Consider the following 23,926-nt stretch of genomic DNA (forward strand, 5'->3'; position numbering starts at 1 on the left):
AGCAGGCTCGCTCCCACGGTTATTTGCGCTGTTGATGAATCAGAGCAACTCGAAACTCTGTTGTTTCACATCCTGGGAATCCAGGCCGATCTGGACGTTGAACTTGCCCGGTTCAGCGGCGTATTTGAGCTGGGCGTTGTAGAACTTCAAGTCGTCTTCGGTGATGGTGAAGTGAATGACTTTCTTCTCGCCAGCCTTGAGCATCACCTTGCGGAAGTTCTTCAGCTCCTTCACTGGGCGGATGATCGAGCCGGTCACGTCCTGGATGTAGAGCTGCACCACGGTTTCGCCGTCACGCTCGCCGGTGTTTTCCAGGGTCACGCTGGCATCGAGCTTGCCGGTCTTGTTCAGCGTGGTGGACGACAGGGCCATGTCCGTCAGGCTGAATTCGGTGTAGCTCAGGCCGTAGCCGAACGGGTAGAGCGGGCCAGTGGTGTCATCGAAGTATTGCGAGGTGTAGTTGCCCGGCTTGCCCGGCGTGAACGGTCGACCAATGCTCAGATGGTTGTAGTAGGTCGGAATCTGTCCTACCGAGCGCGGGAAGGAGATCGGCAGTTTGCCCGACGGGTTGTAGTCGCCGAACAACACGTCGGCGATGGCGTTGCCGCCTTCGGTGCCGCTGAACCAGGTTTCCAGGATCGCATCGGCCTGTTGCTTTTCATCCACCAGCGCCAGCGGGCGGCCGTTCATCAGCACCAGCACCAGTGGTTTGCCGGTAGCCTTCAGGGCCTTGATCAACTCGCGCTGGCTGGCGGGGATGCTCAGTTCCGTGCGGCTCGAGGATTCGTGGGACATGCCGCGCGACTCACCCACGGCGGCCACCACCACATCGGCATCCTTGGCGGCTTTTACCGCTTCGTCGATCAACACCTGGGCCGGGCGCGGGTCATCCACCACTTCCGGGGCGTCGAAGTTGAGGAAGTTCAGGTAGTCGAGCACCTTCTTGTCGCCGGTGATGTTGGCGCCACGGGCGTAGATCAGTTTCGATTCTGCGCCCAGTGCGCGGGTCATGCCGTCGAACAAGGTCACCGATTGCGCAGGGCGCCCGGCAGCGGCCCAACTGCCCATCATGTCGATCGGAGCCTTGGCGAGCGGTCCGACCAGGGCGATTTTTGCGTTTTTGTTCAGGGGCAGGGTCTGGTTGCGGTTTTCCAGCAGGACCAGGCTGCGGCGGGCCACGTCACGGGCATCGTCGCGGTGCAGGCGGCTTTCGGCGTAGGTGTCGGCCGGGTCGTCCTCGGCCTTGCCGATGCGCAGGTACGGATCCTTGAACAGGCCCATGTCGTATTTGGCGGCGAGGACTTCGCGCACCGCATTGTCGATGTCGCTCTGCTCGATTTCACCGGCCTTGAGCAGTCCAGGCAGCTCCTTGCCGTACAGCGAGTCGTTCATGCTCATGTCGATGCCGGCCTTGATCGCCAGCTTCGCCGCTTCGCGACCGTCCCGGGCCACGCCATGCTTGATCAGTTCGAAGATGGCGCCGTGGTCACTCACCGCCAGGCCCTTGAACCCCCATTCCTTGCGCAACAGATCGTGCATCAGCCAGGTGTTGGCGGTGGCGGGCACGCCGTTGATGGAGTTCAGCGCGACCATCACCCCGCCGGCACCCGCATCGATGGCGGCGCGGTAGGGTGGCAGGTAGTCCTGGTACATTTTCACCGGGCTCATGTCCACGATGTTGTAGTCCCGGCCACCTTCCACCGCGCCGTACAGGGCGAAGTGCTTGACGCTGGCCATGATGCTGTCGGCCGCGTTGGCGCCACTGCCCTGGAACGCTTTGACCATCACCCCGGCGATGCGCGACACCAGGTAAGTGTCCTCGCCAAAGCCCTCGGAGGTCCGGCCCCAGCGGGGGTCGCGGGAAATATCCACCATCGGCGCGAAGGTGATGTCCAGGCTGTCGGCCGCCGCTTCCTGGGCTGCGACGCGGCCGGAGCGGTAGATGGCGTCCATGTCCCAGCTGGAGGCCAGGGCCAGGGGGATCGGGAAAATCGTGCGATGGCCGTGGATCACGTCATAGGCGAAGAACATCGGGATCTTCAGCCGGCTGCGCATGGCCGCGTCCTGCATCGGGCGGTTTTCATCCCGGGTGATGGAGTTGAACGTACCGCCGATGTTGCCGGCGGCGATTTCCTTGCGAATCATCTCCCGAGGCATCTCGGGGCCGATGCTGATCAGGCGCAACTGGCCGATCTTTTCCTCGAGGGTCATCTGCTTCATCAGGTTGCTGATGAAGGCATTCTTGTTCTCTATCGGGGTTGGCAGGTTGTCGGCTAATACGGATTGACTGGCCAGTGTGACGAACAGGCCCAGCAAACACAGCTTCTTCATGAATGGTTTCTCGCAAGCCTAAGGGCGGTAATCAGGACTCGCCGGTCAGCAAAATGTGAGGAGCGGCTATTGTTGTTCGAGTATTGTCTGAATAAGAGCAGCACTGTTTTCGAACGCACGCGGATGAACTTAGTTTCGCACCGGGCATCTTTTAGCCCATCGACCCGATTCAATCCCGTGGCGGCGGCAGATTATGCCCCAGACGCTGGTGAGATAGGTGGCTGTGTTTTCTTCAATGGACTGTATAGGGGAGTTTCAACCGATGAATCTACGACTCGATCACCTTCGCCACCTGCCAATACTGGCGCTGATGCTGTTCACCACGCTGCTGGCCGGTTGCGGCATCAACAATATTCCAACCCTGGACGAACAGGCCAAGGCCGCCTGGGGACAGGTGCAGAACCAGTACCAGCGCCGAGCCGACCTGATCCCCAACCTGGTGGAAACCGTCAAGGGCTATGCGCAGCACGAACAGGAAACCCTGACGGCGGTGGTCGAGGCGCGGGCCAAGGCCACGTCCATCCAGGTCGATGCCGGTACCCTGGACAACCCGGAAAAACTCAAGCAGTTCCAACAGGCCCAGGACCAGTTGAGTGGTGCGTTGAGCCGGCTGATGGTGGTGGTCGAGCGTTATCCGGACCTCAAGGCCAACCAGAACTTCCTGGCCTTGCAATCACAACTCGAAGGCACCGAGAACCGCATCGCCGTGGCTCGTCGCGACTTCATCCTGGCGGTGCAGAAATACAACACCGAAATCCGCACCTTCCCCGGTCGTTTGTGGCACAGCGTGCTGTACAGCGATCTGCCGATCCGCGAAACCTTCGAAGCCACCAGCCCCAACGCCGAAAAAGCCCCTGAAGTGAAATTCTGAAAAAACTGTGGGCGCTAGCCTGCGGGAGCAAAGCTTGCTCGCGATGAACGATAACGCGGTCATTAGAAAGACCGAGGTGCCTTCATCGCGAGCAAGCTCAGCTCCCACACCAGCTCGCTCCCACACAGGAGTTACGATGCGAGTGTTGAAATTTGGCCTGGTGCTGTTGCTCTGGGTCTTTGCCATCACGGCCCAGGCCGAGTTGAGTTTTCCGGCACTGACCGGGCGGGTGGTGGACACTGCCCAGATGCTGGAACCCTCGGTGCGCACGCAACTGGATGCACAGCTCAAGGCCCATGAACAGGCCACCGGTGAACAGGTGGTCGTGGTCACGCTGGCGGACCTGCAAGGCAGCAGCATCGAAGACTTTGGTTATCAACTGGGGCGTCACTGGGGCATCGGGCAGAAGGATAAAAACAACGGCGCGCTACTGATCGTGGCCCGGGATGACCGTAAACTGCGGATCGAAGTGGGCTATGGCCTGGAAGACCGCCTGACTGACGCCCAGAGTTCGGTGATTATCAACCAGGTGATCACTCCGGCGTTCAAGTCCGGCAATTTCAACAAAGGTATCAGCGACGGCGTAGCGGCGATGCTGATGGTGCTGGGCGGCAATGCGCTGGATGAGCCGGCTGCGGTGTACGGTGCCGACGGCCAGGAGGAGGGCGATTTCGTCGGGCGCCATCCGGGGCTGTTCGTGTTGTTGGTGCTGCTGTTCATCGTAACGGTGTTCGTGTGCCAGATGCTCGGTATCCTGCCGGCCGGACGCGGTGGTTCCGGGGGCGGCTATGGCGGTGGCGGCGGTTTTGGCGGCGGCGGTGGCGGCGGCTTCAGTGGTGGTGGGGGCAGTTTCGGGGGCGGCGGTTCGTCGGGCGGCTGGTGACAATAATAATGAGCAGGCACTTTTAACCATGGCATTACTGACTGAACACGAACAACGCAAGGTCGCCGAGGCCATTGCCCGGGTGGAGCGCGATACCGACGCCGAGCTGGTCACCGTGCTTGCTGCCCGCGCCGACGACTACGCCTACATCCCGTTGCTGTGGGCCAGCCTGCTGGCCTTGGTGGTGCCCGGCATGGTGCATTACCTCACGGGCTGGCTGAACATGCACAGTCTGCTGCTGGTGCAGTGGGTCCTGTTTATCGTGCTGTGCCTGGTGTTTCGCATTCCTGCAATCACCACTCACCTGATCCCCCGTTCCGTGCGCCACTGGCGCGCCTCCAATCTGGCGCGCCGGCAGTTTCTCGAGCAGAACCTGCACCACACCGTCGGCGGCACAGGAATGTTGATTTTCGTTTGCGAGGCCGAGCGGTATGTGGAAATCCTGGTGGACGAAGGCATTTCCAAGCGTCTCGACAACACGCGCTGGGAGGCCATTGTCGCCACCTTCACCCAGCAGGTCCGCCAAGGACAGACGTTGCAGGGCTTCGTCACCTGCATCGAGGCCTGCGGCGAATTGCTCAAGGAGCATGTACCCGTGACTCACGCGCGCAATGAGCTGCCGAATCGGTTGGTGGTGCTGGGCTGAAAAAATTTCTGCCAGCACAAGCCTGTGGGAGCAAAGCTTTGCTCCCACAGGGGATACTGCTCGCCACACGAACTTTTCCGTGCCCTCACTGCCCATCCCCCCTAAAATAACCGCCATTCCCGATCCGCCCGCCCCGAGGCCGCTTTTTCCATGTCTGTCACCGCTACCCCCGCCCGTCCTGCGCCGGATCACCACGCCCAGTTCATCGAGCTGCTGCAAAGCAGCCTTGAGCAGAACGCCTTCATCAAACTGGTGCTGGCCAAGTACGTCGGTGACGAAGCGGACCTGCAACGGCTGATCATCAAGCAGTTGACGGTCAAGGATCAGCCATGCCTGTCCTTCGTTTACCGCTACAAAACCCGCGACATCACCAAGAATTTCCCGCTGGCCGAAGGCGTGGCGACCATCGCCGCGTTGTTGCCGGTGTCGTTCAAGAACGCGCACCTGCTGGCTGTCACCGACGAAGCGCAGCTGGAATACAGCAAAAAGGGCAAAAGCTCGCTGTTCAAGAGCAAGCCCCAGCAACTGCGAGAAGTACCATCGGCCGAGCACAATCGCGAGAAAAACCGCTTCCTCGACCTGAACCGCCCGTTCCTGGCGGATTTGGGCGTGACCAACCATAAGCACGAGCTGATCCCGGCGATGTCGCGCAAGTGGAAGCAGATCAACAAGTTCATCGAAGTCTTCAGCCATGCGCTGACATCTTCGCCGCTGGCCCTGGATCAACCGGTGCGGGTGTCGGACTTTGGCTCGGGCAAGGGTTATCTGACGTTCGCCATCCATGACTACCTGCGCAACACCTTGCAGGCTGAAGGGATTGTGACCGGCGTCGAACTGCGAGAGGACATGGTCAAGCTGTGCAACGAAGCTGCCGCGCGGCTGGAGCACCCGGGCCTGAGCTTCCAGCACGGCGATGTGCGCAGCGTGGCGCCGGCCGCGGTGGATGTGATGATTGCCTTGCATGCCTGTGATATCGCCACCGATTACGCGATCCACATGGGCATTCGCTCGGGCGCTTCGATCATCATGTGCTCGCCGTGCTGCCACAAGCAGATCCGCTTGCAAATCCAGAGTCCGGCGTTGCTCAAGCCGATGCTGCAATATGGCCTGCACCTGGGCCAGCAGGCAGAAATGGTCACTGACAGTCTGCGGGCGCTGTTTCTGGAGGCATGCGGCTACGAAACCAAGGTGTTCGAGTTCATTTCCCTGGACCACACCAACAAGAACAAGATGATCCTGGCGGTCAAACGCGCCGAACCGGTGGACCCGGCAGAGCTGCTGGCGAAGATCCAGGAACTCAAGGCGTTCTACCACATCACCGAGCACTGCCTCGAAACCCTGCTGCGGGCTGACGGTTACCTCGCCTGAGTGACTGACACATTACCCTGTGGGAGCGAGCCTGCTCGCGATTGAACGATGACGCGGTGCACCTGAAAAACCGCGTCGCCTGAATCGCGAGCAGGCTCGCTCCCACACGTTGCATTCAGCATCCAGCGATGTGCAGCCCGTCAGGTAATCGCCGCTTATCCCTCATCTACCGACGTACCGGTCTACCTTTAATGCGTTCACCCCCTACGCATTTTTCAAGGAGTCCACCCCATGGCCGCAAAGAAAATCCTCATGCTGGTCGGCGATTACGTCGAAGACTATGAAGTCATGGTGCCATTCCAGGCCTTGCAGATGATCGGCCACACCGTTCATGCCGTGTGCCCGGACAAAAGCGCCGGGCAGACCGTGCGCACGGCGATCCACGACTTCGAGGGCGACCAGACCTACAGCGAAAAACCGGGGCATCTGTTCGCACTGAATCATGATTTCGTCGGTGTCGAGGCCGCTGATTACGATGCGTTGCTGGTGCCGGGCGGACGTGCGCCGGAATATCTGCGCCTGAATGAGAAAGTCCTGCAACTGGTGCGTGAATTTGACCAGGCGGGCAAGCCGATTGCAGCGGTATGCCACGGTGCGCAATTGCTGGCAGCGGCGGGTATCCTGGAAGGGCGTGAATGCAGTGCCTATCCGGCCTGTGCGCCGGAGGTGCGTCTGGCGGGAGGGACCTTTATCGAGTGCGCGGTCACCGAAGGCCACGTTCAAGGCAATCTGGCGACCGCGCCCGCCTGGCCGGCACATCCGAACTGGCTGGCGGGGTTCCTGACGCTGCTGGGCACGGCCATCACCTTGTAAGGCACTGGCAGAACAAGCGCAGCGGGTCTTTACTCTTGGGGATGCCTCAACCGCCCAGGAGAAAGAACATGTCCGGATGGTACGAAGTCAGCAAAAGCAGCAACGGCCAGTTTAAGTTTGTGCTCAAGGCGGCGAACGCCGAAACGATTTTGACCAGCGAGCTGTACACGACCCGCAGCGGTGCCGACGGTGGCATCGCTTCGGTGCAGAAGAACAGCCCACTGGCTGAACGTTATGAACTCAAGAGCACCAAGGACGGCCATCCTTACTTCAACCTCAAGGCTGGCAATCACGAAGTGATCGGCAGCAGCGAAAGCTATTCCTCTGACGCCGCGCGGGACAAGGGCATTGCCAGCGTCATGGCCAACGGACCGACGACGGTGATCAAGGACAAGACGCTGGCGGCGTTTTGACAGGACGCCAAAAGCCGAGGGCCAATGTGGGAGCAAGCTTTGCTCCCACCGATAAATCCCTTCCCCACAAGCTACGGGGCCGTGCCTGCCCTTGCTCTAAACCTCCACCGGCACCGACAGCTTCGGGTTGCCCAGCGGATGCGTCTTGGCATCGAAGAACCGCAGTTCAACCGCCAACCCCTGGAACACCTTGGCGTAATGGCGCTTCTGGTGCTGAATGAACGCCTGGCTGCGGGGGTAGATCGAGATCGCCACAGTTTTCGGCGCGGCCTGGCGCAGGGCATGGACGATGTGACTGTCCTGTTCGCCCAAGGCATGGCCGAACAGGCACAGGTTGTCGCCGTGGTGCAGCAACTGGTCGTAGCAGAACGATAGGTAATCAGAGCTGCGAATGGTCTTGAGCTTGTCCTGGCTCGGGCCTTCATTGACGAACAGCGGCACGTCGTCAAGAGTCTTGATCGTATTGTTGATGGCGAAACTGCCCAGCAGCGTGCCTTCGGTGGCGGTCAGCTTGCGTGCCGTGCCGTCCTGGTTGCGTACCAGATGCAGGCCACCGTGCAGGTACAGCAGACGTGGTTTGTCCGTGTCTGCCTGGCTCAGATCAAAGCTGTGATCGTTGCCCAGGAACAGGTCGGTGACAGTCTCGGGCGCATGCTGGATCGCCCAGTAGTTGAGCAGATCGTAGTTGGTGGTGAACACCGTGCGATAGCGGCCCAGCTCCTGATTGAGCGTCGCCAGGGTCGAGGGTGCGACCAGTCGCCACGGGATATGCACCGCGTGCACGGTGTTGATCAGTGCTTCCTTGATTGCGTAGTAGCGGTTGCGCGGTGCAGCGGAACTGACGGCCAGGGCCTTGTTGACCCGGCTGGTGGTTTTCAGCGCACCGAGTACCTGTTCGAAACTGCGTGTCTGCATCGCGTCGAACACACTCATTTCCGACGGGCTCAAGGGTTTTTCTTCGACTGTGCGAGCGTTTTCGAACAGCGAGTCGTAGCCGAAATCGTCCCAAACGGCGCGGCTGGCGCCGTTACCCAGCAGCAAGCCGCTGAAAGCGGTGCTGGCGCGCAAGGCATCCCAGTCTTCGAGCTGGGCGTCGTATTGCTGGAAGTCGGTCATTGCGAAAGTTATCTCAAAACGTGGTTAAGGCAGGGCGCGACTTTATCACGACCCAGTCTTGAGCCAGATCAAGATGCGCTGTGACCAGTCGGTCATTCTGGTAGCCCTGCCAATCCCGGCCTCTTCCAGGAGCATCTCCCATGAGCAGCACCTTTTTCATTCCCGCCGTGAACGTCATGGGGCTGGGTTGCCTCGACGAGGCCATGACCGCCATCCGTAACTACGGCTTTCGCAAGGCCCTGATCGTCACTGACACAGGGTTGGCCAAGGCCGGCGTCGCCAGCAAGGTGGCCGACCTGCTGGCGCAACAGGACATCGACTCGGTGATTTTCGACGGTGCCAAGCCCAATCCCAGCATCGCCAATGTCGAGCGCGGGCTGGGGTTGCTGAAGGAGAGCCAATGCGATTTCGTGGTGTCGCTGGGTGGTGGCTCGCCCCACGATTGCGCCAAGGGCATCGCCTTGTGTGCCACCAACGGCGGGGAAATTCGTGACTACGAGGGCGTTGATCGCTCGAGTAAACCGCAGTTGCCGCTGATCGCCATCAACACCACGGCAGGTACTGCCAGCGAGATGACCCGTTTTTGCATCATCACCGACGAGACCCGCCACGTAAAAATGGCGATTGTCGACCGCAACGTGACGCCGCTCATGTCGGTGAACGATCCGGCGTTGATGGTGGCGATGCCCAAGGGGCTGACGGCCGCCACCGGCATGGATGCGTTGACCCATGCTATCGAAGCTTACGTATCCACTGCCGCCAATCCGATCACCGATGCCTGCGCGCTGAAAGCGGTCACGTTGATCAGCAACAATCTGCGTCAGGCCGTGCGCGACGGCAACGATCTGACGGCGCGGGAGAACATGGCCTACGCGCAGTTTCTCGCGGGGATGGCGTTCAATAATGCTTCGCTGGGTTTTGTGCATGCGATGGCCCATCAACTGGGCGGTTTTTATGACTTGCCCCACGGCGTGTGTAATGCCGTGCTGTTGCCCCATGTGCAGAGTTTCAACGCCTCGGTATGTGCCGCTCGGCTGACCGACGTGGCCCATGCCATGGGCGCCGATACGCGCGGACTCAGCCCGGAGGAGGGCGCGCGGGTGGCCATTGAGGCGATCCGCAGCCTGGCCCGGGATGTGGATATTCCGGCCGGCCTGCGTGAGTTGGGCGTACGTCTCAACGACGTGCCGGTACTGGCCACCAACGCATTGAAAGATGCTTGTGGCCTGACCAATCCACGGGCAGGGGATCAACGGCAGATCGAGGAGATTTTCCGCAGCGCCTTTTAGGCGACCCGTGGCGGCATGAACCGCACGCACAGCATCGCTGCCACTGCCAGCAGCGTGCACAATGCCGCTAGCGGCCAGGCCTGTTGACTCAACAACAGGCTGGCCATGGCGCCGATCGCCGATGCCATCAGTTGATGCAGGAAACCGCTTAACGCCATGGCATAAGCACCGGCCACCGGTGAACCCTCGTTGGCCAGGGACAGGCTGATGGGGTAATTCAACGATTGGCCGAACACCGCGAAGCAGTACGGCAACCAGAACAGCAGCGCAACACTGCTCAGCGCGACGCTCCCCAGCAGCATGGTTGCGCTGCCACCCAGCACCAGCGCAATGCCCCAGCTCATCAGCCGTCGCTGACCGGTGCGCAGCACAAAGGCGTTTACCGCCAGCGCGCCGAACAGGTACGCCGCACTGATCGGCCAGCCCAGCAGGCCGTACTCAATCGCTGACCAATGAAAGCTTTCCTGCAGGATCAGTGGCGCGGCGGTGTTGAACGCGACGATCACGCCGTAACCCAGGCCACCGGCCAATGCCGGCAGTAAAAAACCTCGGTATCGGAGAATCCTGCCGTACACCCGCCACGCTGATTGCCCGTGGCTGCTTTCTGTCAGCACTGGGAAACCGACCCGGGACACTGCCACCGCCATGGCCAGACTGACCGCACCCAAGCCGTAGAAGATCGCTTCCCAGCCGAAGGCAACCTGGATCAAGGAGCCCAGATACTGGCCAATGCCAAGGGCAATCACGAAGGCTATCGAGATCCATGACAGGGCCTTTGCCAGCAGATCGCCGCTGAAACTGTCACGGATCAATACCCTGGCCATCACCGAGATACCACTGGCGCCGATGCCCTGAATCAACCTGAGCGTCAGGAACGCCTCGACTGTCGTACCCAGCGGTAAGGCCAGGTTACTCAGGCCGTACAACCCCAATGCCGCCAGCAACACCGGTTTGCGTCCCAGACGCTGGCTCACGCTGCCCCACAGCAACATTGGCAGCGCCATGCCGATCAGGTAAACCGACAAGCCCCAGGAAACCCGGGACGCATCGGCCCCCAGATCCCGGGCAATGTCGGGCAGGGCCGGCAAGTAGATGCTCATGCCCAGTTGTGCCAGGAAGACAGTGGTGCAGGTGATGATCAGGGTCGTACGGTTCTTCATCAAGGCGCTCGTTCAAGGACGGATGTCACGCCCGTGTGCCAGCAGCAGATCGGTGATCCGTTCGCAGAACGAGCGAATCACGTTCGTCTCCATGTCGGCGCGCAGGGTGATGCGGATTGCGGCCTTGTTTTGCGGCACTACGGGGAAAAAGACCGCTGAAGTGAAATACCCCAGGTCGGCCAGTTCGACCGCCAGGCTGTTGGCCAGGGTTGCTTCACCGCATGTCACCAGGCGGATCGCCATGGCATTGCCGAGCTGCTCGGTGCGGATGAGGCTGTCGAAGAGGCGGATATTAGCCTGCAAACGCTCCTGCAAGGCGCTGAATTCTCGACTGCGATGCAGGCGGATCGAGGCAATGCCGGCGCCAATGGCCGCCGCGTTCAGGCTCTGGGACCAATTGCTCGGCCCGCCGTAGCGCTGCACCAGTGTTTTTTGCCGTTCACTGCCAAACATCGCCAGGCCGCCACTGGCCCCGAATGATTTGGCCAGCGAGGCGACAATCAGCGTGCGCTCGTCCACGGCGTGCAAGCGTGACCGGACCAGGCCCGCTCCGCATTGCCCTACGGCGGACAGCGCGTGGGAGTCATCCAGATAGAGAAACAGGCCATAGCGCTGTTTGAGGTACAGCAGGCTGTCCATATCCGTCACCCCGCCCATGCTGTAGGCCCCATCGGCCACATACGCCACGTTGCGCTGTCGTTTGCACACGTCCTCGAGAAAGTCCATGTCGTTGTGGGGCCCGGTGATGACTTGGGTTTCATCGGCGCAGGCAGCCTTGACGTGGTTCATCGAGTAATGGGCATGTTTGTCAAACACCATGACCGGCGGCCGATTGTCGGTGAGCACGCCGCTGGCCAGCAACGGCAGGATCCCGGCGCTCGCTGCGCTGCATGACAGGGCGCTGAGACAACTGGCGCCAAACAACTCCGACAATTGGGTTTCGTATCGGTCCAGGATCGCCAGTTTGCAGCGGTTTTTCGAGTTGGCGACGCGCAAGGTCCCGGTTTCCCACAGGGCCGTCATGGCCCCGTCCAGCAACGCCGGATGGTGATCCAGGCCCAGATAGGACGTGGTACAGAAGTGGTGAAAGGTTCGGCCGTACTGGTCGACCAGGACATTGGGTGTCTTGACCTCGACATTCAGCCCTGAGATTTTTCCGACTTCGGCGCTCTGCCAGTCCTGGTCCGCCAGGGAAATGACCTTACGGTAGTTGGTGTAGCGATGGGTTGGCTGTGCAGTCTGGTTCATGGTGCGGTTACATTCCTTGGTTGAGTGGTGCTGTCCGTGGGTGGTTTCGATATCTGTGTGTTTCCAGACTTTACAGATCGTTATGCAGGGCTTTGAATCGGCCGTTTCCGGCGTGTTTGAGTGTTACCGGAGACTTCTGTGTAGGATCTTGCCTAAGGGGCTGGGCGGGGAATCCATTTACGCTGTCGGAGCTGGGCAAAGCGATGCTTTCACCCTTGAGCCTGCTGCACTTGACCCATCCGTTTCTTTTCCAAAGGTTGCTTGTCGATGCTCTCAGGCTTCAATCATCTGACACTTGCCGTCACCGAGCTGAACCCAAGTTTGGTTTTTTATAGCGAGCTATTGCAGCTTCGCCTTGAGGCCAGGTGGGACAAAGGGGCCTATTTGTCGCTGCCCGGACTATGGCTGTGCCTGTCTGTTGACCCGTTGCGCAAAAAGGAGGCTGCGGCGGACTACACCCATTACGCATTCAGTATCCGTGCCGAGGACTTCCCGGTGCTGGTGGCGCGGCTCAATGCGGCTCAGGTGGTGACGTGGCGCGACAACCGCAGCGAAGGTGACTCGTTTTACTTTCTCGACCCGGACGGGCACAAACTCGAAATCCATGTGGGAGATCTGACGTCCCGACTGCAGGCCTGTCGACAGGCGCCTTACGCCGCCATGGAGTTTTTTACGGCTCCCTGATTCTTCGCCTCGCCTGTGCAGCCGTGCCGAGCTGCTGCATGGGTCGATATTGCCATTGCTGATAACAATCAGTTTTTTGGGCGGCCCGTTGGCCTACGCTATCCTCATGGGTATTGTTGGCGCGAATCGGTTGTTGGCCAGCAAGGCGCAGGGCTGACGTGCCGGCTGCGCAGGCAAGGCTTTTTTCAACGATGCATTATCGGAAGACCACCAGCCCCATGGACACTCGCAATCGTGCGCCGCTGGCCAGTTACATGGATCTTTTGCTGGACGCCGTGTGTGCCGTCGACGGCCAGGGGCGTTTCGTGTTTGTCAGCGCCGCTTGTGAACGCATTTTCGGTTACACCCCGCAGGAGCTGATCGGCCAGCCGATGATCGACCTGGTGCATCCTGCCGACCGCCAGCGGACTCTTGATGCGGCGCGGGAGATCATGGACGGCGAACCCAAGCTCAATTTCGAGAACCGCTACCTGCACAAGGACGGTCGGGTGGTGCATATCCTGTGGTCGGCGCGCTGGTCGCCGGCGGACCAGTTGCGGATCGCCGTGGCCCGGGATATCACCGAACGCAAGCAGGCCGAGTCTCGGCAGGCGGCGTTGTATGCGATTTCCGAGGCCGCCCATGCGGCTGCGGACCTGCTGGCGTTGTTCAAGCGCATCCACCTGATCATTGGCGAGTGGCTGCCGGCGCTGAATTTTTCGGTGGCGCTGTATGACGAGCAGTGCGAGCAGTTGAACTTTGCCTATCACGTCGATGACCTGGAACGACAGCCCGATGGGCCGGGCTCGGTCACCAAGCGCCTGTGCGCCGAAGTGATTCGCAGCGGCCAGCCAATCCTGCTGACCCCCGGTTGCAGTCAGTTGCCATCGGGGTTCTGCGACCTTGTGGCGCAACCGAACGCTCCCTGCTGGCTGGGTGTACCGCTGATCTCGCAAAACGGCACGATCGGTGCGTTGATCGTCAAGAGCACGCAAGACAACCAGCGCTACACCGAGCAAGACAAGGAGTTGCTGCAATACGTCTGTGCGCAGCTCACCATCGCCATCGAGCGCCAGCAATTGCACGCCCGGTTGCAGCGCATGGCTCAGTACGATCAGTTGACCCAGGTGCCAAACCGCGAATTGCTGCGCGAACGCTTCAAGGCCGCACTGGCCACCGCCCGGACGGCGTCTGGGCGCATGGCGCTGCTGTATATCGACCTGGATCGCTTCAAGCAGATCAACGATACCTACGGCCACGCGGTGGGCGACATGTTGTTGCAGGCGGTGGCCAGCCGGCTCCAGGGCTGTGTGCGCGACACCGATACGGTGGCGCGCATTGGCGGCGATGAGTTCGTTGTCCTGCTCCATAGTGTCCAGGCCTTGGAAGATGCCCACCATGTGCAGGAAAAGATCCGTCATGCACTGACCCAGCCGCTGCGCCTGGACGGGCATTGCCTGAGCATCGAGCCGAGCATCGGGGTGGCTTGTTTCCCCGAGCATGGCCTGGAAGATGTCGCACTGTTCCGCCACGCCGATGAGGCGATGTACGCCGCTAAACGCCAGAATCACAAGGCGTTCGATATTTGACCACGGGCCACCGTTCGTCGTGGCGCCCAACGATTTTTCAAACCTTTCAGTTCGCGGCCCTTTCGAATATCAGGTGGGGCCCGCTCGCCGGAAACATTGCCCTGGATCGAACGAAGGCGTCTGGATCGGGTCGCACATGTGGGAGAACCACCCACTTCATCGTCGTCGAGAGTTACCCGTTGAAGCCGGTATCGGCCGTATTCGGAACAGACGTTTGTCCACATCGTTACAGGTGGTTCTGATTCAGCGGCGAGAAATCTGCCGCAACTTTTTAGAGGAGGGCGTGACCATGAGCCGGATGGCCACCTTTTTACGCAGCACCAGTCTCGTCGTGCTGGTGGGCCTGGGGGTTAATAGTGCCTGGGCACAATCGCCTGCCGAGTTTATCAACGATGCTTCGGCCAAAGGCATGGCCGACATCGAGGCCAGCCGCATGGCCCACGGCAAGGCCGAGTCCAGGGAAGTCAAGGATTACACCATCATGGTGATCAACGACCGCACCACCGCCAACCAGCATCTGGCCAAGATTGCGAAGAAACTCGACCTGCCTGTCGCGCCACGGGAAGAAGTGGCAGACAAGGCCAAGACGCTAATGCCGCAAGTGCCGGAAGGCGAGTCGTTCGAGGCTGCCTATGCCGCCAGCCAGGTCAAGGCTACCGAGGAAGCCATTGCGCAGATCCAGGAACAGGCCAAGACCACGGAAGTGCCGGAAATCAAGGCGTTCGCCGACGAAACCCTGCCTAAGTTGCAGACCCACCTCGAAATGGCCCGGGCGCTCCAGGCCAGTCGCTGATTCGCCGCACGTTTAACATTCAGGGCCAGGGCGCTTGCGTCCCGGCTCACCTTGCCCGCCGAAAAGGAGAAGCTCGATGTCCACCCGCCGAGAACCCAACCAATACGCGATGCAGAACCCGTTGACCCAGTATCCCCGTCCCCCTTTCCCCGACCAGCCGCAGTCGGCACCGGGTATCGATCAGGACATGGTGCCCAAGCCCGATCACGGTGAAAAAAGTTACCAGGGTTTCGGGCGCCTCGAAGGGCGTAAGGCCTTGGTGACCGGTGGCGACTCGGGCATCGGTCGCGCCGCCGCCATTGCCTACGCCCGGGAAGGCGCTGATGTAGCGATCAACTATCTGCCCAGCGAAGAGCGGGATGCACGGCAAGTCATCGAGCTGATCGAGGCCGAGGGTCGCAAGGCGATTGCAATCCCGGGCGATCTGAAGGATGAGCAATTCTGCGTCCAACTGGTGAAAAGCGCCCATGAGCAACTGGGTGGCCTGGATATCCTGGTGAATGTTGCGGGTAAACAGGAAGCACAGAAAGACATTGCCGATATCACCACCGCGCAATTCGATGACACCATGAAAACCAACATCTATGCGATGTTCTGGATCTGCAAGGCCGCGGTGCCGTTGATGCCGGCGGGGGCGACGGTTATCAATACCGCGTCGATCCAATCCTATGATCCGTCTGCCACCCTACTGGACTACGCCACCACCAAAGCGGCCATCGTCGCATTCACCAAGGCGCTGGCGGGGCAGGTGATCAGCAAGGGCATACGGGTCAATGCCGTGGCGCCGGGGCCGATCTGGACCGTGCTGCAACCCAGCGGCGGACAACCCCAGGAGAAAATCCCCACCTTTGGTTCTCAAGTTCCGATGAAGCGCCCAGGCCAACCGGCCGAGTGTGCACCGCTCTATGTGCTGCTGGCGTCACAGGAGTCGAGCTACATCACCGGGGAAGTGTTTGGCGTGACGGGCGGTAATCCGCTGCCCTGACTTCACGCTTGGCCGCGCGAGTGGCGAAGGCTGCTCGCGCGCCAGTCTCAGCACTGATTCAGATCGATCTTGTTTTTTGGCTCCAGGCCTTGCTCGGCACCGAGGTTCTTGGCCTCCTTCTCACCCATGGCCTGGTAGTGCCTTCTCATCGCCTCCAACTGCTTGAGGTCCAGCGACTCCAGCCCGAGCATTGCATCGTGTGCATTTTTGTTCGCCCTGATCAATTCGTCGACCTTCAGATGCAAGATGTCGGTATCGCGGTTCTGTGTGTTCTGAATCAGGAACACCATCAGGAATGTGATGATCGTGGTCGAGGTGTTGATGATCAGTTGCCAGGTATCGTTGAACTGGAAAAACGGCCCGCTGACTGCCCAGAGCACCAACAACACCAGCGCCCCCAAAAACGTCTTGGGACTGCCTGCCCACAGGGCCAGTTTTTGTGCGATTTTTGCGAAGTTCATTGCTGCGTTTCCTTCTGGGACTTACCTGTCTGGTGTGACAGCAATGAAGCGATGAAAATTCTACTTACATTTGCCGCGCAGCCTGAAGTTCAGCGAGCTGCAAGGTCATCGCAACCATTCACCGTATTCAGAGGTCACTGCTTAAAGCCCTCAATCGGAGTACACCATGAATCTCACGCGCACCTTTTTCCTCACCTGTTGCCTGTTCGCCCTGCAGGGCTGCTTCGACAACTCTGACAACGAGACCAAGGACAACACCGATGGCACCAAGTCGTCGGTGCAGATGCAGGAGTCCGGTTCGGAGAAAAAATAACCGGCTTATTGCAAAAAAAATGTGGGAGCGAGCCTGCTCGCGATGGGCAGATCAGCAGGATTGTTCTTGGCTGACATGGCGCCATCGCGAGCAGGCTCGCTCCCACAAGGGGTTAGGGTCTGGGGCAGGTTGGTTTTCAACGTCCTTGCTGCAACACCTTCAGCGCCGCCGAGGCCAGAAACCCGGAACGGCTTTTTTCTTCAGGATGGTGCAGCACGTATTCGTCAATACGGTTCAGCAGATAGCCAGGCAAGGTGATGTTGAGCTTCTGCGCCTTGCCCAGATATTTGGTCACATCAATATCCACCAGCGCCCAGGTGCAACCTGCGTATTTCGCATTGGCCGCATGCAAGGTGACTGTATTGGCCGATGGAATCGGCGAGCCGTCCTCAGCCAGAATCTCGAAGTGCCCTTCAATCGCCTCGCGGGCCATCGCCATGGCATCGTCCAGGTCATCGCCAGCAGAAAAACAACCCGGAATATCCGGTACTTCTACACCCCAGGCGTGCTTCTCATCGCCCATGGAAATTGCAATCGGGTAAAGCATGTCAATCGTTCTCCGGGAGGGCAGGGCAACTGGCCGTTTGTAGCAGGGCCTGTTGCAAAATGCTGATGGCGGTTTTTTTGAGCAGGTCCTTCTTCGGATGAGGGACCGTGACCAGCCCCCGGTTTGGTCGGGTGTTTGAAGTGATGATGACTGCCCCGAACCCGCACCAGATACCAACCGTCCGCAACAATTTGGCTTATCAAAAATCGGCTATTCACATCACCTCCGTGTGGTGTGCTTGGTGGTTACTATACCTACTTGGTTTTGATGATCAACACTATAACTACCAAAAGTTGGTCGGTAAGCCAGCGCAGTCATTGCAACCCAGTCTAGAAGTCGCGTGGAGAAGGGCGGCGGGGAGGCGAGTTGGTGTTATTTCAGAATGTGAAGGACAACGAAGTGCGACCATGGCGAGAGTGCTTACTCCCGCTGGGTGTGAAGCAGCCCCGGATTTTCGACTCCGATTGCTTCGTTCTCCTCCAATCAGCCTGTCCAAAAGCACTACGACTGCTGCACAAAGCTCAGTCGCACCGCAAACCCAATCAAAAGACTCCCAAATAGCCACTGCTGCAGGCGCTGGGCCGAAGGAGAACGCTGGAGCCAGCGACCGAGCGCCACGCCCACCAGCGCATAGGCGCTATCAAACAATAAGCCGACGCTGACCAACACCACGCCGAGGGTTGCAAATTGCCCAAGCACTGGCCCGCCCTGTGGGTCGATGAACTGTGGCAAAAGCACCGAGCAAAACAGCAGCGCCTTGGGATTGAGCAGGTTGGTCAACAACCCGCGTCGAATCGCCGGGTGCCACTGCCGTCTTCCTGCCTCAACGCCGGCCCCTTCAAAGCTTGGCAACAGCGAAGTCCGCAGGCATTGAAAACCAATCCATAACAAATAAGCGGCACCGGCCAGGCGCACCACGTCAAAGGTCCAGGGCGCGGTCTTGAACAACGCCGAAAGCCCCAACGCTGCCAGCGCGACATGACACCCCCGAGCGATCCCCAGGCCCACTGCTGTCGCCAGCGCCGCGCCCTTACCCTGACGAGCGCCGGTTTGTAGCAGCAGGATCATGTCCGGCCCGGGCAATAGATACACCACCACTAACGCCATCAAAAACAACCAGAGCTCTGCCACACCACACCCCCTGCATCGACGATTTCGGTAATGCCAGTCTATGGCTGAGGGGCAGGGCAGGTGGTTGCGAAGTCAGCTTCTAAAGCTTATGAAATTGGCATAACCTGCTAAGTAATCGTGAAGTTCAATCGGAAACTACCAATCCATGAAACTGGACGCCTTCGATCGCAAAATCCTCGCCGCGCTGCAACGCGACGGCCGCTTGAGCAACGTGCAACTGGCGGAGGAAATCGGCCTGTCCGCGTCGCCATGCCTGCGCCGCGTGCGGATGCTGGAAGAAGCCGGCGTCATTCGCGGTTACCAAGCCATCCTCGACCGTGATGAAGTAGGACTTGGGTTGACGATCTTTGTCGGCGTCAAGGTTGAACGGCACAACGACGAACAGGCCGAAGCCTTTCGCCAAGCGGTCACGGCGTTGCCGGAGGTGATTTCAGCGTTTCTGGTCTCAGGCGAATCGGACTTTCTGTTGCAAGTGGTGGTGCCGGACTTGCGCGCCTACGACCGTTTTCTCACTGGCCGCCTGCTGAAGTTGCCGGGGGTGAGTGACATCCGGAGTAATTTTGCGATTCATACGGTGAAGACGCCGGGGGCGTTGCCGTTGGGGCATTTGCCGGGGGGCGGTTGATATTTTCGGGTTCGCCCGCCAGCACTGACCGGAACCGTGCAAACAATAGGGTCCAGCACCCTGCGCATGTTGGCGATGTGCGGCCGGCCCATTTCGCGTCATGCCGCTTGCGCAGGCGGCTTCTTGCAGGCATCCGCGTATTCCCCCTGAATGCCCCTGAGCGCCCGTTACACCGGTTTTGAATTCAGACTCACACTCCAGACACAGTGTTCTATGCTGCTATCAAGCCCCGCGTAGTGATAGTGACCGTAAACGACCGTTCACTGCGGCTCTGTATCCGGCCTTTACCCTTGTCAACGGACGGCGCCTGATATGAACCAGCTGACAAGTTATACCGACACCAACGACCAGTTGAATCAACGCATCTTGAACAACCTGGAAGCGGGGCGGCCTGGCGGTCTGAAAGTAGATCTTTATCTGGGCGACCAACCTACGCTGGATCTGACCACGAATAACCTGACGCTTTTATCGAGCCAGCAATACCCTTACACAGCCCTCGGAACGATAGGCATACGAAAGTTGCTGGATCCACCCGAGAGTAGCCTGATCAGCCAGATTGTGAACCGTCACACCGTCCTTCCGAGCAATTCCAGCGCCGACCAACTCGTTCTACTCGACATGCAGGGCCAACTTGAAATCTCACAGGCACTGAGGCGGGATGCGCGTCATACCCAAGGTAGCGCCCATAGTCATCCGCTGTTCGACTCAACTAATCAGCATGTGCAGTGGATTCGGACGCATCGTGCGCAGATGTTGCTGGCATTCGAGGATATACGGCAGCAAGGGATCGTGCGTCGGCAGGCAAAAGAAGCGTGGGATCACTACGACGCCGTTTCCAGGCTCGACGCCACGACCAGGGAAGCGGTGAACACCTGGCTTCGGGGGGAGGATCACAGCCTCGGCTGGGACCGGTTCAAAAGAAACGATGTCAAATCTGGAAATCGCTTGAGCACCCACTACACGAACCTTCGTGGAGATCTGAAGACCCCGCAGTCTATAACGTCGGCCCGCGGGGAATATGCAGCAAGCAAACTCCTGATCACCGCGTATGGCACGGACTACCAGATGAAAATGGGGAAGTCCGCAAACGGGATGCGCCCCAATGGAATAGACCAGATTTGGGTCAAACGGGATATGCGCACAGGCAACGTAATTGAGTACCTGATTGTTGAAGCGAAAGGAAGCGTCAACGCGACACTGGGTCATCCCAGCACCGGCCAGCAAATGTCACCCAAATGGTTGTTCTGGTGCCTTATCAATATGGCAAGCAAAAACGCATCGTACATAGGGCCTGAAACGAAGACGGATTTACCTGTAAAAATCCTCAACGCATTAATCAACCCAGGGGGGATTCCCGTTCGAGGCATTGTCTTTCACTCGCTCCACGGATCGGCGAATGAAAGCAAGGTGGTGCAGATGAACGATATCGGACTCTACCAATTCGCGTCTGCATTCGAGAACGCATCGAAGGGGGGCGGACTATTCACCAACGCGCCTACACAACAGTACATCGCGTTTAAGTGACGAGGGGCGGCTCACTTTCGGCTGCCCCTCACCCATTCAACGACATCGGCCTATGGCCCCCGATGGCAGGCGAAAATATTGTTTTCGTGTAGCGGCCGCCGCCTGTTTGGATCTAAACCTGCGAGCGAGCAGAGGCCTGGTCGCGGGTTTTCCAAAGCGATAGCAGCACACCGCCCAGCAGCAAAGCCAGGGTCACGCTCAGGGAAATCACCGGCGCAATCTTGCCGATGATGCCGACCAGGAAGATCTTGCCGCCGATAAACACCAGCACAAGCGCCAGGGCGTACTTGAGATAGGCGAAGCGGTGAATCATCGCCGCCAGAGCGAAATACAACGCACGCAGGCCAAGGATGGCGAAGATGTTAGAGGTGTAGACGATGAAGGGATCCTGGGTAATGGCAAAGATCGCCGGCACGCTGTCCACAGCGAACACCAAGTCGGCACATTCAATCAGCACCAGGGCCAGGAACAACGGCGTCGCCCAGAGCACGGACTTCCCACTGGCATCCGCCTGGCGGACGAAGAAGCGCCCTTCATGCAAGCGATCAGTCACCCGCATGTGCTTGCGCAGGAACTTCACCAGCAGGTTTTCACTAAGGTCCGGATGGTCATCGATCTTGCTGAACAGCATCTTGGCCCCGGTCAACAGCAGGAAGATGCCGAACACATAGAGAATCCAGCTGAACTCGGCGATCAGCGCCGCACCTAGGCCAATCATGATCGCGCGCAGCACTATCACACCGAGAATGCCCCAGAACAGCACCTCGTGCTGATACTTACGCGGGATTGAGAGAAAGCTGAAGATCATCGCCATAAGAAATACGTTGTCCATCGACAACGATTTCTCGATCAGAAAGCCTGTGTAGAAATCCATCCCGGCATCACCGCCCTTGACCTGCCAGACCCAGAGCCCAAACAGCAAGCTGGCCGTGATATAGCCAGCAGACAGCAGCAGGCTTTCACGCACGCCGATTTCTCGATGCTCGCGGTGTAGCACCCCGAGGTCGAAGACCAACAGGCTGATAACGATGCTGATAAAAACGAGCCACAACCAAGTGGCGGTGCCGAGAAACTCGGCAAAAAAGAACGGTTCCAGGGCAGTCATAAGCCCCTCCTCTCAGTGTCGAAGTTGTACAAACTGCAACTCCGACATGGCAGCGATTCGCTGTCAGAGGGGCCCGGCGTTGTGGGAAAAAATTTAGAAAAGCGCGTGGGATTTCTCAATCAGGCAAGGGTTGCAAGGTATTTCAGTGTGGGAGGGCGTTGCAGAAGTCGGAATGTCGATTGACGGAAATTGAAGAAACCCTGCGTCCAGTTGCTGGCCTAGCGTGGATATCTTTGCCAGCCTATTGTGCGCACCATGTACCCACAAAAAAATGGAGCCCAATGATGGGGGCAGAACGCTATCGTGTTCGCTTAATGTTCGAATGGGGCGGCGGTTGCCTTTGGTGTGGAAACAATATTGCCCGGGATAAATTTTCTGTAGGGCCTATTGAAGAGAGGCTACCACTCAGTAACGAAGTCCAGGCAATGCTTAACGAGCTTTCACAGTGGCATGACACCTCGCTGAACTGGGATTATCCACCTGATCCCGGCCCTTGGAGTGCAGACGATTACGCAAGATTTGACGAGGCTGCCGCTAAATTACTGAAATCCATCCAACAGGAATTGGGTGAAGAATTCGAGGTGATATACGAAAAACTTTAGCTTGTCGGTGTGAGCCTTCGACCTGGTTCTGATAACGAAAGGATGCAGCTATAGATCGGTAGCCCACTTTTGCAACAGGCCGCAAAAGGCCGATAGCTGCCAGAGTCAGAGGCTTCTTAGCTGCACGATGTGAGTCGCATGAGCGTCTTGAGTTCGTGTGAAGCCGCAGCGCAGGTAAAAAGTGCTTCCCTCAGAAGTGTCGGTGTAAAGACGCACACTTTCAAAGTGCAAAGCGGCGTGGGCAAGCAAGGCGCTAACCAGTCGCCTGCCAATCTGTTGCCCCCGTGACGCAGGAGTCACATAAACACGCCGCAGCCTTCCTGTGCGGGTATGCGTGAACGGATCAACAGACAGACCTCCAACGCCCACCAGTTGCCGGTCTAGATACGCTGCCATTAGGCATTCGCCTGGCGCATCGAAGCAATTGGTGCCTGAATGCCATTCCGAAGTCAGCCGGGTGATAAACCTGAAACCTTCTGCCACAGCCTCTTTCTCAAGGGCAGAAATTTGTGACGGCATGTGCGTAACTCGTTGAATCTCCATTGCGGTCAGTCCTCCCTGATTGGGTACGAAGCTTCTGAGTTGCTAGGGATCTTGATGTGCGGACTGTGCGCACGCAAGCGGCAGATATCGACCCATTGCTGCCGGTGGCGAAAGGCGGAAAACGGCCAAAAGCGGCCATTTACGCGGAAAAGCAAATCTCCCTTTGATGTGCCGATGATGTTAAAAAAGACAGTTTTTCGGGGAGGGCCAGATTATGGTGGGCGAGGTAGGGTTTTGTGATTGGCGTCCTTGGTCTGAGCGGACAGAACTCGAAGGAAAGAATCTGCCGGGTGTGTACTTCATCGCCCGCAGTAAAAAGAAACCTGACAACTACCGGGTAAACAACGATTTCATCATCTACATTGGCGAGACGACAGGCCAGACACTGGCTGACAGGTTGCGTCAATTCAACACGTCAGCGTTCAGCGAACGCCCCGGACATTCTGGAGGCAATACTTTTAGGTTGACACTTCTCGAAACCACGCCACTTGAGCACCTTTGGGTTTCGGCCTGTCCTGTCGACATGGGCCAACCTTACACCACCGCCTACATCAAGCACTTAGAGCGAAAGCTGCTCTGGGAGTATGTGTGCACGTGGGGAAGATATCCAGATTGCAATCGGTCCTGACTAACGAGCTGGCTGTCCACATGCTGGCAGCACTCGTAGAAGTCGGGAACTGATCACACTGATGTTGCTGACTGTCCGCTATGGCCGATTACGGCCTTTCGCGCCGGACAGCCATCGTAGGACAAACTATATAGCAGAGGGAAATCGGCAAACCGTCCGCCCGTCATACTACCGCTCACCAGCCTATCGACGCTTTGAGGTGCCTGCTGCGCGCAACCTGCGGCGGGTGGCGCGTTGCTGGCGGGGCTGGTGGTGGGTGTTGTGACGCTGATCAGCCAC

25 protein-coding genes and 2 pseudogenes are annotated in these 23,926 nt (G+C 58.8%); 17 read left to right on the plus strand and 10 right to left on the minus strand.

From position 1 onward, the window contains the following. Positions 1–39: 39 nt before the first annotated feature. Positions 40–2,331: a beta-glucosidase BglX gene (bglX, locus tag GSM73_RS05340; protein ID WP_139050942.1), complete on the minus strand. Its 2,292-nt coding sequence runs from the start codon at positions 2,329–2,331 to the stop codon at positions 40–42. Positions 2,332–2,593: 262 nt separating this feature from the next. Here bglX and GSM73_RS05345 point away from each other — a divergent pair, with 262 nt between their 5' ends. The 6 genes from GSM73_RS05345 (at position 2,594) to GSM73_RS05370 (ending at position 7,325) form a co-directional block, all read left to right on the plus strand. Then, a complete protein-coding gene (locus GSM73_RS05345; protein WP_047228016.1) occupies positions 2,594–3,202 on the plus strand; it encodes a LemA family protein in 609 nt (202 codons plus the stop codon). Positions 3,203–3,338: 136 nt separating this feature from the next. Continuing rightward, positions 3,339–4,085 carry a YgcG family protein gene (locus GSM73_RS05350; RefSeq protein ID WP_160891790.1) on the plus strand — a complete coding sequence of 249 codons (747 nt, stop codon included), beginning with the start codon at positions 3,339–3,341 and terminating at the stop codon, positions 4,083–4,085. 28 nt (positions 4,086–4,113) lie between these two features. Beyond that, complete coding sequence (locus GSM73_RS05355; RefSeq protein WP_047228014.1) at positions 4,114–4,731, plus strand: TPM domain-containing protein; 618 nt, start codon at positions 4,114–4,116, stop codon at positions 4,729–4,731. Between the two features lie 150 nt (positions 4,732–4,881). Further along, positions 4,882–6,099 (plus strand): SAM-dependent methyltransferase, encoded by a 1,218-nt coding sequence (locus GSM73_RS05360; protein ID WP_160891792.1) that lies wholly within the window; start codon positions 4,882–4,884, stop codon positions 6,097–6,099. A 231-nt stretch (positions 6,100–6,330) separates the two neighbouring features. Continuing rightward, positions 6,331–6,912 carry a DJ-1/PfpI family protein gene (locus GSM73_RS05365; RefSeq protein WP_047228012.1) on the plus strand — a complete coding sequence of 194 codons (582 nt, stop codon included), beginning with the start codon at positions 6,331–6,333 and terminating at the stop codon, positions 6,910–6,912. Positions 6,913–6,980: 68 nt separating this feature from the next. Then, positions 6,981–7,325, plus strand: a complete 345-nt coding sequence (locus GSM73_RS05370) for a YegP family protein (protein ID WP_092454418.1) — start codon at positions 6,981–6,983, stop codon at positions 7,323–7,325. Between the two features lie 96 nt (positions 7,326–7,421). Here the strand turns inward: GSM73_RS05370 and GSM73_RS05375 are convergent, their stop codons facing one another. Next, the gene (locus tag GSM73_RS05375; RefSeq protein WP_160891794.1) at positions 7,422–8,441 is read right to left on the minus strand and encodes a DUF4917 family protein; all 1,020 of its coding nucleotides are present in this window, start codon (positions 8,439–8,441) and stop codon (positions 7,422–7,424) included. Between the two features lie 140 nt (positions 8,442–8,581). Here GSM73_RS05375 and yiaY point away from each other — a divergent pair, with 140 nt between their 5' ends. Beyond that, the gene (gene yiaY, locus GSM73_RS05380; protein ID WP_047228009.1) at positions 8,582–9,730 is read left to right on the plus strand and encodes an L-threonine dehydrogenase; all 1,149 of its coding nucleotides are present in this window, start codon (positions 8,582–8,584) and stop codon (positions 9,728–9,730) included. Here yiaY and GSM73_RS05385 read toward each other — a convergent pair. Together GSM73_RS05385 and GSM73_RS05390 are read right to left on the minus strand one after the other, a co-directional pair. Continuing rightward, positions 9,727–10,890, minus strand: coding sequence for an MFS transporter (locus GSM73_RS05385; RefSeq protein ID WP_076386001.1), 1,164 nt, complete (start codon positions 10,888–10,890; stop codon positions 9,727–9,729). The two genes, yiaY and GSM73_RS05385, sit on opposite strands and share 4 nt — an antisense overlap. Positions 10,891–10,902: 12 nt before the next feature. Beyond that, positions 10,903–12,138, minus strand: a complete 1,236-nt coding sequence (locus tag GSM73_RS05390) for an aminotransferase class I/II-fold pyridoxal phosphate-dependent enzyme (protein WP_047228007.1) — start codon at positions 12,136–12,138, stop codon at positions 10,903–10,905. 267 nt (positions 12,139–12,405) lie between these two features. Here GSM73_RS05390 and GSM73_RS05395 point away from each other — a divergent pair, with 267 nt between their 5' ends. From GSM73_RS05395 to GSM73_RS05415, 5 genes and pseudogenes are all read left to right on the plus strand, one after another. Next, entirely contained in the window at positions 12,406–12,822 is a 417-nt protein-coding gene (locus tag GSM73_RS05395; protein ID WP_160891796.1) for a VOC family protein, read from the plus strand. 13 nt (positions 12,823–12,835) lie between these two features. Continuing rightward, positions 12,836–12,955 (plus strand): annotated as a pseudogene (locus GSM73_RS05400) (LysE family translocator); the annotation flags it as partial. Positions 12,956–13,040: 85 nt separating this feature from the next. Further along, entirely contained in the window at positions 13,041–14,390 is a 1,350-nt protein-coding gene (locus GSM73_RS05405; protein WP_047228038.1) for a diguanylate cyclase domain-containing protein, read from the plus strand. Between the two features lie 289 nt (positions 14,391–14,679). Next, positions 14,680–15,183, plus strand: coding sequence for a DUF4142 domain-containing protein (locus tag GSM73_RS05410; RefSeq protein WP_076385995.1), 504 nt, complete (start codon positions 14,680–14,682; stop codon positions 15,181–15,183). A gap of 76 nt (positions 15,184–15,259) precedes the next feature. Further along, entirely contained in the window at positions 15,260–16,168 is a 909-nt protein-coding gene (locus GSM73_RS05415; protein WP_160891798.1) for an SDR family oxidoreductase, read from the plus strand. Between the two features lie 47 nt (positions 16,169–16,215). Here GSM73_RS05415 and GSM73_RS05420 read toward each other — a convergent pair whose 3' ends face one another. Next, positions 16,216–16,629: a low affinity iron permease family protein gene (locus GSM73_RS05420; RefSeq protein WP_047228003.1), complete on the minus strand. Its 414-nt coding sequence runs from the start codon at positions 16,627–16,629 to the stop codon at positions 16,216–16,218. 166 nt (positions 16,630–16,795) lie between these two features. Here GSM73_RS05420 and GSM73_RS26385 point away from each other — a divergent pair, with 166 nt between their 5' ends. After that, positions 16,796–16,942: a hypothetical protein gene (locus GSM73_RS26385; protein ID WP_171061408.1), complete on the plus strand. Its 147-nt coding sequence runs from the start codon at positions 16,796–16,798 to the stop codon at positions 16,940–16,942. 136 nt (positions 16,943–17,078) lie between these two features. Here GSM73_RS26385 and GSM73_RS05425 read toward each other — a convergent pair whose 3' ends face one another. From GSM73_RS05425 to GSM73_RS05435, 3 genes and pseudogenes are all read right to left on the minus strand, one after another. Then, positions 17,079–17,489: a type II toxin-antitoxin system HicB family antitoxin gene (locus tag GSM73_RS05425; RefSeq protein WP_047228002.1), complete on the minus strand. Its 411-nt coding sequence runs from the start codon at positions 17,487–17,489 to the stop codon at positions 17,079–17,081. 1 nt (position 17,490) lies between these two features. Then, a pseudogene (locus tag GSM73_RS05430) lies at positions 17,491–17,707 on the minus strand (type II toxin-antitoxin system HicA family toxin). Between the two features lie 283 nt (positions 17,708–17,990). Further along, the gene (locus GSM73_RS05435; RefSeq protein ID WP_047228037.1) at positions 17,991–18,620 is read right to left on the minus strand and encodes a LysE family translocator; all 630 of its coding nucleotides are present in this window, start codon (positions 18,618–18,620) and stop codon (positions 17,991–17,993) included. Positions 18,621–18,765: 145 nt separating this feature from the next. Here GSM73_RS05435 and GSM73_RS05440 point away from each other — a divergent pair, with 145 nt between their 5' ends. Continuing rightward, the gene (locus tag GSM73_RS05440; RefSeq protein ID WP_047228001.1) at positions 18,766–19,245 is read left to right on the plus strand and encodes an Lrp/AsnC family transcriptional regulator; all 480 of its coding nucleotides are present in this window, start codon (positions 18,766–18,768) and stop codon (positions 19,243–19,245) included. Positions 19,246–19,557: 312 nt separating this feature from the next. Next, positions 19,558–20,769, plus strand: coding sequence for a hypothetical protein (locus GSM73_RS05445; RefSeq protein ID WP_047228000.1), 1,212 nt, complete (start codon positions 19,558–19,560; stop codon positions 20,767–20,769). Positions 20,770–20,881: 112 nt separating this feature from the next. Here the strand turns inward: GSM73_RS05445 and GSM73_RS05450 are convergent, their stop codons facing one another. Beyond that, entirely contained in the window at positions 20,882–21,874 is a 993-nt protein-coding gene (locus tag GSM73_RS05450) for a TerC family protein (RefSeq protein ID WP_139050932.1), read from the minus strand. 179 nt (positions 21,875–22,053) lie between these two features. On the opposite strand from GSM73_RS05450, the gene GSM73_RS05455 reads away from it, so the two are divergent. Next, entirely contained in the window at positions 22,054–22,476 is a 423-nt protein-coding gene (locus GSM73_RS05455) for a hypothetical protein (RefSeq protein WP_218575616.1), read from the plus strand. 105 nt (positions 22,477–22,581) lie between these two features. Here GSM73_RS05455 and GSM73_RS05460 read toward each other — a convergent pair whose 3' ends face one another. After that, positions 22,582–23,019, minus strand: coding sequence for a GNAT family N-acetyltransferase (locus tag GSM73_RS05460; protein WP_160891800.1), 438 nt, complete (start codon positions 23,017–23,019; stop codon positions 22,582–22,584). A gap of 214 nt (positions 23,020–23,233) precedes the next feature. Between GSM73_RS05460 and GSM73_RS05465 the strand changes: the two genes are divergently transcribed. Beyond that, positions 23,234–23,647 carry a hypothetical protein gene (locus GSM73_RS05465; RefSeq protein ID WP_160891802.1) on the plus strand — a complete coding sequence of 138 codons (414 nt, stop codon included), beginning with the start codon at positions 23,234–23,236 and terminating at the stop codon, positions 23,645–23,647. The last annotated feature ends 279 nt before the right edge of the window (positions 23,648–23,926 follow it).

The organism is Pseudomonas sp. PICF6 (genome assembly GCF_009831705.1).
GTDB lineage: Bacteria > Pseudomonadota > Gammaproteobacteria > Pseudomonadales > Pseudomonadaceae > Aquipseudomonas > Aquipseudomonas rhizophila.

Excerpts from the sequence above, each read along its gene's own strand:
- bglX (WP_139050942.1), bottom strand. The coding sequence starts at position 2,331 with ATGAAGAAGCTGTGTTTGCTGGGCCTGTTCGTCACACTGGCCAGTCAA.
- GSM73_RS05345 (WP_047228016.1), top strand. The coding sequence starts at position 2,594 with ATGAATCTACGACTCGATCACCTTCGCCACCTGCCAATACTGGCGCTG.
- GSM73_RS05350 (WP_160891790.1), top strand. The coding sequence starts at position 3,339 with ATGCGAGTGTTGAAATTTGGCCTGGTGCTGTTGCTCTGGGTCTTTGCC.
- GSM73_RS05355 (WP_047228014.1), top strand. The coding sequence starts at position 4,114 with ATGGCATTACTGACTGAACACGAACAACGCAAGGTCGCCGAGGCCATT.
- GSM73_RS05360 (WP_160891792.1), top strand. The coding sequence starts at position 4,882 with ATGTCTGTCACCGCTACCCCCGCCCGTCCTGCGCCGGATCACCACGCC.
- GSM73_RS05365 (WP_047228012.1), top strand. The coding sequence starts at position 6,331 with ATGGCCGCAAAGAAAATCCTCATGCTGGTCGGCGATTACGTCGAAGAC.
- GSM73_RS05370 (WP_092454418.1), top strand. The coding sequence starts at position 6,981 with ATGTCCGGATGGTACGAAGTCAGCAAAAGCAGCAACGGCCAGTTTAAG.
- GSM73_RS05375 (WP_160891794.1), bottom strand. The coding sequence starts at position 8,441 with ATGACCGACTTCCAGCAATACGACGCCCAGCTCGAAGACTGGGATGCC.
- yiaY (WP_047228009.1), top strand. The coding sequence starts at position 8,582 with ATGAGCAGCACCTTTTTCATTCCCGCCGTGAACGTCATGGGGCTGGGT.
- GSM73_RS05385 (WP_076386001.1), bottom strand. The coding sequence starts at position 10,890 with ATGAAGAACCGTACGACCCTGATCATCACCTGCACCACTGTCTTCCTG.
- GSM73_RS05390 (WP_047228007.1), bottom strand. The coding sequence starts at position 12,138 with ATGAACCAGACTGCACAGCCAACCCATCGCTACACCAACTACCGTAAG.
- GSM73_RS05395 (WP_160891796.1), top strand. The coding sequence starts at position 12,406 with ATGCTCTCAGGCTTCAATCATCTGACACTTGCCGTCACCGAGCTGAAC.
- GSM73_RS05405 (WP_047228038.1), top strand. The coding sequence starts at position 13,041 with ATGGACACTCGCAATCGTGCGCCGCTGGCCAGTTACATGGATCTTTTG.
- GSM73_RS05410 (WP_076385995.1), top strand. The coding sequence starts at position 14,680 with ATGAGCCGGATGGCCACCTTTTTACGCAGCACCAGTCTCGTCGTGCTG.
- GSM73_RS05415 (WP_160891798.1), top strand. The coding sequence starts at position 15,260 with ATGTCCACCCGCCGAGAACCCAACCAATACGCGATGCAGAACCCGTTG.
- GSM73_RS05420 (WP_047228003.1), bottom strand. The coding sequence starts at position 16,629 with ATGAACTTCGCAAAAATCGCACAAAAACTGGCCCTGTGGGCAGGCAGT.
- GSM73_RS26385 (WP_171061408.1), top strand. The coding sequence starts at position 16,796 with ATGAATCTCACGCGCACCTTTTTCCTCACCTGTTGCCTGTTCGCCCTG.
- GSM73_RS05425 (WP_047228002.1), bottom strand. The coding sequence starts at position 17,489 with ATGCTTTACCCGATTGCAATTTCCATGGGCGATGAGAAGCACGCCTGG.
- GSM73_RS05440 (WP_047228001.1), top strand. The coding sequence starts at position 18,766 with ATGAAACTGGACGCCTTCGATCGCAAAATCCTCGCCGCGCTGCAACGC.
- GSM73_RS05445 (WP_047228000.1), top strand. The coding sequence starts at position 19,558 with ATGAACCAGCTGACAAGTTATACCGACACCAACGACCAGTTGAATCAA.
- GSM73_RS05450 (WP_139050932.1), bottom strand. The coding sequence starts at position 21,874 with ATGACTGCCCTGGAACCGTTCTTTTTTGCCGAGTTTCTCGGCACCGCC.
- GSM73_RS05460 (WP_160891800.1), bottom strand. The coding sequence starts at position 23,019 with ATGGAGATTCAACGAGTTACGCACATGCCGTCACAAATTTCTGCCCTT.
- GSM73_RS05465 (WP_160891802.1), top strand. The coding sequence starts at position 23,234 with ATGGTGGGCGAGGTAGGGTTTTGTGATTGGCGTCCTTGGTCTGAGCGG.